Raw genomic sequence first — 6,156 nt, 5'->3', positions numbered from 1 at the left:
CCCCGCAGCCCGTTCTCCTTGAAGAAGTAACGGTCGTACAGCCGGTGATACGACGTCCAGCGTGAGGGGTTATCAGGCTCCTTGCGGATGTGGGTCCTGATGCCGTTGATCTTGGAGTCGAGGTCGTCAAGATAATTCAGTATGGTCGCTTCCAGGGTTTTGGGGCGCTTGGGCGAGCCGTACTCGTACTGGCCGTGGTGGGAGAGGATCATGTGCTTGAGAAGCATTCCCAACTCGGCCGGGAACCCCGGCAGAGCCGAGATCCGCTCATGCAGCATCTCGGCTCCAATAGTGATGTGCCCGATGAGCTTCCCTTCGTCGGAATAGTCGAAGGAGCGCATGTAGGTCATCTCCCGCACCTTGCCCACATCGTGCAGCAGGGCTCCGGCGATCAGCAGGTCGCGGTTCAGGCCCTCGTACAGTGGCGCCATGGCGTCGACCAGTTTCGCCACGGCGAGAGAGTGCTCCAGCAGTCCACCTAGGTAGACGTGGTGCATGCCCTTCGCGGCGGGAGCCACACGGAATTTGGCCATCAGTTCGGCGTCGCCGAAGAAGGCGTTCAACAGCCTCAGGAGGTCAGGATCCTTGATCGATGCGAGCAGGGCCTTGAGCTCGTCGGCCATGAAATTGATGTCGCGATCGGTCTCCGGCAGAAAATCCGCCAGCTCGATCTGCTCGTCGGGGACCTTCTTGAGCTCGGAGAGAATCAGCTGCATCTTCCCCAGGTAGACGCTGGCCTTGGCGCGGACGGCCAGGAAGTCGTTCTTGTCGAAAAGGCAACCGACCTCGTCAGCGTTGTCCCAGACCTTGGCATCCACCTCTCCCGTCTTGTCCATCAGCTTCAAGGTGAGGTAAGGCTTGCCGTTTTTGGCCATGGCCATGATCTTCTCCTTGACGAGGAAGACGGCATCGACCATGTCCCGATCTTTGATGTCGGCAACGCAAATCTTTTTCAAATGTGGGCTCCTTGGTCCTTAAGCCCCCTCCCGTCGGGGGGAGGGCCCGGGAGGGGGAGTACGGCTGGAGATGCCGTAAAAATCCCGCTTCGAGCCCTCCTCCGGCTGGGGAGGAGTGCCATTGCATGATTACAGTGTGTGTCGAGATCGTCCGGGTGCTGCTTCCTGGGGCTGAAAGTGGCGGAGCCGTGACTACCGGGCCTTGGGCTCCACCTGTAAACGAGAGGCTATGGCGTCGGCAACCCGTATCCCGTCGAGTGCGGCACTCATGATACCGCCTGCATAGCCGGCCCCTTCCCCGGCGGGATAAAGGCCCTGGTGGCTCACCGACTGCAGATCGGTACCGCGGATGATCCGCAGCGGCGCCGAGGTCCTGGTCTCGACTCCGGTGAGCGTGGCCTCGGCCGTGATGAAGCCGCGCATCTTCCTGTCGAAGAAGGCCAGTCCCTCCCTGAGGGTTGCTACCACCGGTTGCGGCAGCAGCTGGGCCAGGTCATATTCCGTTACCCCCGGTTGATAGCTGGAGGAGAGCTTCCCCCTACCCTGTCCAAGAAAGGCCAACAGGCTCTGGGCAGGGGCCAGGTAGCCACAGCCTCCCGCTTCGAAAGCCTTCCGTTCGAGGAGCCGCTGGAATTCGACGCCGGAAAGAGGCGAGGCATCGCCGAAGTCCCGCGGCCCCACGGTGGCAACCAGCGCGCTGTTGGCGAAGGGCGAGTTGCGGCGGTAACCGCTCATGCCGTTGACCACCACCCCGCCCGGCTCCGATGCCGCGGCCACCACGACTCCTCCCGGACACATGCAGAAGGAGTAGGCCGAGCGGCCGCTTTTTTCATTGTTGTAGGCCAGCGAGTACTCGGCAGGCGGGAGGCTCAGGTGATGCTTGTCGCCGTACTGGATATCGTCGATCAGAGCCTGGGGATGCTCCACCCTCACACCTACGGCGAAGGCCTTCTGCTCCAGGGCCACGCCGGCCTCATGAAGCATCGCGTAGGTGTCGCGCGCGCTGTGTCCCGGCGCAAGGACGAGGGCGCTGCAGGGACGTTCCCGATCATCATTAACGACGATGCCGGTCAATTTCCGGTCACGCGTCCTGATGCCGCTCAGCCTGCTTTCGAAGGAGATGTCGAAGCCGGCAGCGAGGAGCCTTTCCCTGATCCCCTTCACCACCCCGCGCAGCCGGTCGGTCCCGATGTGCGGCTTGGCCTGATACAGGATCTCCGGCGGAGCACCGAACTCGACCAGCTTTTTCAGCACCCATCCCGAGTTGGGATCCTTGACCCGGGTCATCAGCTTCCCGTCGGAGAAGGTACCGGCTCCCCCCTCTCCGAACTGCACGTTGCTTTCGGGGAGAAGTGCTCCCTCCCGCCAGAAACGGGCCACGTCCCTGGTTCGCTGCTCGACATTTCGGCCGCGCTCCAGGACCTCCGCAACCAATCCATATTCCGCCAGTCTCAGGGCGGCGAAGAGTCCGGCCGGTCCCATCCCGACGATCACGATGCCGGGGGTTTTCGGAACTCTCGGGAATTTCAAACCGGGCTGCGGCTCCACCCGTGACAGGTCGCCACCGGGCGAGAGCGTCGACTCGTCCCTGATGCTGAACTCCACCGAGAAAACCAGCTTGACCGCCCCTTTCTTCCGGGCGTCGATCCCTTTTCTCACGATGGTGAAGGAGGTGAGCTCGGACTCGCGGATGCCGAGTTTGCGGGCTACAAGCGGGCGCAGCGCGGAGTCGTCCACGCCGGGGTTCAGGGTCAGGTTACGCAGCAGAAATGGCATTTATAGGGTCAAGCGGCGCTGGCGCGCCTCTTTCTCTCCAGGAGCTGCTCGATGATGATCACGATGTCCAAAGGCGAGGTCGATTTCGGTATGTGCACCTTGGCCCCCATCTCGGCGACCGGGTGCTCATGTGGCGCCCCCTGGAACATCGAGGTAAGCAGGACGATGATCGGGTCCCGTTCTCCCGCGAGCCGGGCGATCTGGAGGCAGGTGCTGACCCCTCCCATCCCCGGCATTATCAGGTCCGAGATCACCACGTCGGGACTCTCGTCGAGATAGGCCTTGACCCCGGCTACGCCATCGGGGGCGGTGACCACCGTGAAGCAGGCCCCGGAGAAGGAGTCGGCCAGGACCTTCAGAAAGAAGCGGTCGTCGTCGATGAGAAGAATCTTTACCCTGTCAGCTGCTGCCATCACGACCTCAGAACGCGGTTGAAAGGGACATCATACAAAAATGCCGGCCAAAATGAAAGGGGAAAGCGCCCCCTTCTCACCTGGCGGAAAGGGGGAGGCGGACCGAAAAGGTGGTGCCGGAGGCATCGCTTTTCTCCACCTCGATCTTTCCCTTGTAGGTCTTGACTATCCTCAGGACGACGGAGAGTCCCAGGCCGGTGCCGCGGCTGTTGGTGGTGAAGAACGGGTCGAAGATATTGGGGAGGTTTTCGGGGGGGATGCCGGGGCCGGTGTCGGAGACCTTGAGGTTTATGTACTCCTCGTCCTGGTCGAGCTGCACCCCCAGGGTCCCCTCCTCCGGCATCACGTAAATCGAGTTGAGGAACAGGTTGGTGAAGATCTGCTCGATCTCCATGGGGTCGGCCTTGATCGCGGGGGGGGTCGTCTTGAAATCGGTGACCACCCTGATTTTCTTCTGGCGAAGCTGGGGAGTGAAGGCCTCCAGGGTGTTCTCCAGGATCCGGTCCACGCGCACGTCGGTGATCTCGAACCTGGGCCTTTTCGAGGCGTCAAGGAGCTTGGCCAGGATCGAGTCGATCCGGTCGACCTCCTTGAGGATCTTGTCGACGTAATCGACGCGCTCGTGCTCATCGAGCCCCCCCTTGATGAGCTGCACGAAGAGGGCGATGGAATTCAGCGGGTTCCTGATCTCATGAGCCATTCCTGCCGAGAGGTAGCCCAGGGTTGCGAGTTTTTCGGACTGGACGATCTCCGCCTGGGCCCTATTCAGGGCCTCGCTCTTCTCCTGCACCCTGGCCTCGAGTTCGCGGTTCCAGTCGGCAATCTCCGACAAAAGCCGCTCGCGCTCGCTCAAAAGGGCCAGGTTCTGCAGCTCGACTCCCCGCAGCTTCAGGACGTTCTCGATCCGCTCCACCATGTCCTGGTTATTGAACGGCTTGAGGATGTAGTCGGAGGCCCCGGCTTTCATGAGCTCGACCGCGATCTCTTCGCTCCCCTTCCCGGTGAACATGATCACGTAGGTGTCAGGGTAGCGCCGCCTGATCTCCTTCAAGGCGGTGAGACCGTCCATGTTCGGCATCATGTAGTCAAGGAGCACCAGTTCCGGGCGCTCCTGTTCGATGGCCTCCAGGCCCTCACGGGCGCTGAGCGCGGTGAAAACCTCGTAGCCCCGGTTCCTGAGGATGATGGCGGTCAGGTCGAGGATCACCTTCTCGTCGTCGACGATGAGGACGCGTCCTCGCGGCATTTTCTCGGTACTGGTCATTGCACTCTTTCTCTATTCATTCGGCGGAGCCAAAAAAAAAGGGACAGCGTACGCTGCCCCGCGAAAGGATTGCGGCTTTGGGATCAAGGATGCCTGACGGTCACCACCGGGCAAAGAGCCTTCCTCACCACGCGCTCCGCGGTGGAGCCGAAAAGGAGATGATCGATGCCGCTTCTTCCCTGGGTGCCGAGCACGATGAAGGAGACCTTTTCGCTCTCGGCCCGCTTCAGGATCTCCTCGTAAGGGACCCCGGTCACGATAGCGCACTCGTAGTTGGTGTAATCGGTGATGTGGGTGCTGCAGAACCTCGACATCATCTTCTGAGCCCCCTCCTCGATCTCCTTCTCCAGGTTCTCGAAGGAGACGTGCGGGACGTAGAACCCTCGCAGGTCGACCGGCTCGTTGATCACGTGAAGCACGATCAGCTTGCTGTTGAACTGCTGAGCCAGCGCCAGCGCGTACTCGAAGGCGTGCTCGGAACTTTCCGAAAAATCGGTTGCGAAGAGAATCTTGTCGATAGTCCGCATCTCAACCCCCAGTTCAAGGTGATTGGATCAGTGGCTCGTCTCCTTGAAGATCTTCTTGAGTATCGACTTCAGCTCATCGATCTTCACCGGCTTGTTGATATATTCGAAGGCGCCCAGGTTCATGGCCTCTATGTAGGACTCGACTCCGCCGTACGCGGTGATCATGATCACGTTGGAGCGGGGATAATTGCGGTTGAGTTCCTTGAGGAAGGTGATCCCGTTCATCTCGGGCATGTTGATGTCGGTGACGATGAGGTTCACCTCCTGCTCCCGCAGGTAGTTCAAGGCCTCGAAGCCGTTGGCTACGCTGTCGACCAGGAAGCCCTCCTTGGAGAGGAGCCGGGACAGACCAATCCGTGCATTCTCCTCGTCATCCACCACCAGTATCCGCTTGGGCTGCTTTGCCAAGATGAACTCCAACCTGATTTATTAAAAAAGCAACCTTGATTCTAACATCGGGGTGCGGCCTGTCAAGCCTGGCCGCGCTCCGAAGAAGCGACTCTTTTCCTGAGCTTAACGGCGGAAAGAATCAGGTTGGCGATGATCGAGACGAAATAAATTTCGTCCTCGGAAAAAGTTTTCATTGATGTGCTGTTGAGGTTGATGACCCCGTAGACATCCTGTTTGTCCGCGATGGGGAAGGAGAGCATGGAGTTGTACTTCTCCTCCTGCAGTTCCGGGAAGCTCTTGTAGCGCGGATCCTGCGAGGCGCGGTTGAGCGAGATGTGATGGCGATCCTTGGCCACCGTCCCGGTGATACCCTCGCCGATCTTGATGCGGATCTTGCCGATGAAGGTGGGGTCGAAACCGTAGGTGGCCGCCAGCAGCAGATCCCCTTCCGACATGAGGTAGATGGAGCAGACGCTGACCTTTAGCTGCTCGGCGATCTTGCGGGCCACGTTCTGCAGCACATCGGGGAGCCCGAAGTCCGATGAGACCAGCATGCTGATCTCCTCAAGGGAGATGATCTCCAGGTGCTCGCGGTTGGCCTTCTGCATGGTGAGCACCATCTTCCCCTTCTCGCTCTCCAGAAAGGGGGTGAAGCCCGCCTTGTGGTAGAAGGGGTTCACCGTCTTGACCCGCTCGGTCTGGGTCCGGAAGTCGGAAAAACCGCAACTGCAGCTCATCTTCACCCGGTAGCTGTCAACCCGTTCACTCTTCATTACCCTGCCACATTTTCGGCAGCGCGCCGCAAGTTGCATCCATCTCTCCTTGATAGT

The 6,156-nt window shown here is 60.2% G+C and carries 7 protein-coding genes; all 7 read right to left on the bottom strand.

All coding sequences use genetic code 11. From position 1 onward, the window contains the following. Positions 1 to 956: 3'-5' exoribonuclease YhaM family protein (locus tag AC11W3_RS15090; RefSeq protein ID WP_484093266.1), on the bottom strand; the 956-nt coding region annotated here is incomplete at its 3' end. Positions 957 to 1,148: 192 nt separating this feature from the next. Next, the gene (locus tag AC11W3_RS15085) at positions 1,149 to 2,732 is read right to left on the bottom strand and encodes an NAD(P)/FAD-dependent oxidoreductase (protein WP_484089392.1); all 1,584 of its coding nucleotides are present in this window, start codon (positions 2,730 to 2,732) and stop codon (positions 1,149 to 1,151) included. Between the two features lie 8 nt (positions 2,733 to 2,740). After that, the gene (locus tag AC11W3_RS15080) at positions 2,741 to 3,145 is read right to left on the bottom strand and encodes a response regulator (protein ID WP_484093265.1); all 405 of its coding nucleotides are present in this window, start codon (positions 3,143 to 3,145) and stop codon (positions 2,741 to 2,743) included. A gap of 76 nt (positions 3,146 to 3,221) precedes the next feature. After that, positions 3,222 to 4,409, bottom strand: coding sequence for a response regulator (locus AC11W3_RS15075; protein WP_484089390.1), 1,188 nt, complete (start codon positions 4,407 to 4,409; stop codon positions 3,222 to 3,224). 83 nt (positions 4,410 to 4,492) lie between these two features. Then, a complete protein-coding gene (locus tag AC11W3_RS15070; protein WP_484089389.1) occupies positions 4,493 to 4,936 on the bottom strand; it encodes a universal stress protein in 444 nt (147 codons plus the stop codon). A 27-nt stretch (positions 4,937 to 4,963) separates the two neighbouring features. Next, complete coding sequence (locus tag AC11W3_RS15065) at positions 4,964 to 5,344, bottom strand: response regulator (protein WP_484089388.1); 381 nt, start codon at positions 5,342 to 5,344, stop codon at positions 4,964 to 4,966. A gap of 62 nt (positions 5,345 to 5,406) precedes the next feature. Further along, the gene (locus AC11W3_RS15060) at positions 5,407 to 6,099 is read right to left on the bottom strand and encodes a GAF domain-containing protein (protein WP_484089387.1); all 693 of its coding nucleotides are present in this window, start codon (positions 6,097 to 6,099) and stop codon (positions 5,407 to 5,409) included. Positions 6,100 to 6,156 lie beyond the last annotated feature (57 nt).

It is taken from the genome of Geomonas sp. (assembly GCF_056994735.1).
This window is presented reverse-complemented; position numbering and strand designations above follow the sequence as displayed.